2 protein-coding genes are annotated in these 1397 nt (G+C 41.3%); both read left to right on the forward strand.

The genetic code is table 11. The annotated features are described in order from the left end of the window. Window positions 1-159 precede the first annotated feature (159 nt). Window positions 160-558, forward strand: a complete 399-nt coding sequence (locus Q0257_RS06695) for a hypothetical protein (RefSeq protein WP_298023184.1) — start codon at window positions 160-162, stop codon at window positions 556-558. Window positions 559-618: 60 nt separating this feature from the next. After that, a complete protein-coding gene (locus Q0257_RS06700; RefSeq protein WP_298023187.1) occupies window positions 619-1071 on the forward strand; it encodes a hypothetical protein in 453 nt (150 codons plus the stop codon). Window positions 1072-1397: the final 326 nt, after the last annotated feature.

Raw genomic sequence — 1397 nt, forward strand, 5'->3', positions numbered from 1 at the left:
GCCCGTCGAAATCGATATGGATCCCGTAAACTTCGGCTAGACGGAGCTTTTAAAATTCGAGCGAAATTTTATCCGCCGCGGACGCCTTTTTGCAGCGTTTGTTTGCGGAGTGGGCTAAAAAAGAGTGGCAAAATTTCGGGTAAAATTTAAGGAGACGATTTGAGCGATAATTTAGATAAGCTAAGAGAAGTCTTGCGTGGAAGGCACGCGAAGGCGCCTCGCAAATCGCAGATAGATAGTGACGAGCTCGATTCTTTAAAACTGGATTTAAAACTAGATGGCTCGGAGCTTGTAGATGATAGCACAGAAACGTATACCGACAAAGATGCGAGCCTTTCGAGCGAGGATCAAACCATAATCATAGATTATGACAGAGCCCCATTAATCATCACGGATCATCTCTATCGCGATTACGTTAAATATCAATTCCCCGCGATGTGCTGCGCATTTTTAATATTTTTGTTTTTTGCCGTCATCGTGGTGGGGCCGCCAGAGCTAGGCGTATTGCAAATGTTTATCCTAGTGCCCTTGCCGCTCATAGAGGCAGCTAGGCGCTAGGGCGAAGCATATTTCGTGATGACGAACTCCGCCGTCGCGTATTATAAAAAGGGCGAAATTGTGAAATTTTTTGAGCTACAAAAGATCGGTGCGATGGCGATTAGCTTCGATTGCAGATGGAGTTGGAGGCAGCAAATGCCGTTAGCCCTTAAGATCGTTATCGCCGTTTGGGTTTTACTCGCGCTTAAGTTTGGCGGAGACGACGAAAGCGTGAGTGTTAATATTAGAAATATAGTCTGTATTTTTACTATGGTACTTACCTTGCTTTACGGCTCTAAGATATTTATGCATCTACATAATGGCAGCCTCGGATTTTTCGGTATTCACGATCAGCTCGTGCTATATAAAGAAAACGCCAACGTTGATATAATGAATATTTTGATGGCAAACAAGGATGAATACGTGCAGCTACGGGAGTATTTCTTAGCCGTGCTAAATGTCGATATAGACGAGCTGCGGCGCACGATGTCGGTTTTCGATGAAAAGATAGAATTTAAGAAATTTAAATTCTAAATCGGCGCGCTTGAGGGGTTTGTCCGCAGGAACAAATATAGACTCCGTGAGTTTTGGTTAGGCGCGCAGTTAAGTGAATTTTATTCACATAAATTTTGTCCATAGAACCTGCAGGATTTGATGTATTGCAACGCTGAATTTTTATGCTTTACTGCCTATCTCATATTAAATCAAAATCAAAAAATAATATCAAATTGTTAAGTATAATTTAACTTAAGTGAGGATATTATGCACCCATAAGTCTAGTATGATATTGCTCTTTTTGAATGGAGGACAGAATGCCTAGATTTGCTTTACTTATAAAATTTACGCTTGTGATCATACTT

The sequence above is a fragment of the uncultured Campylobacter sp. genome, assembly GCF_938018035.1.
Taxonomy (GTDB): Bacteria; Campylobacterota; Campylobacteria; order Campylobacterales; family Campylobacteraceae; genus Campylobacter_B.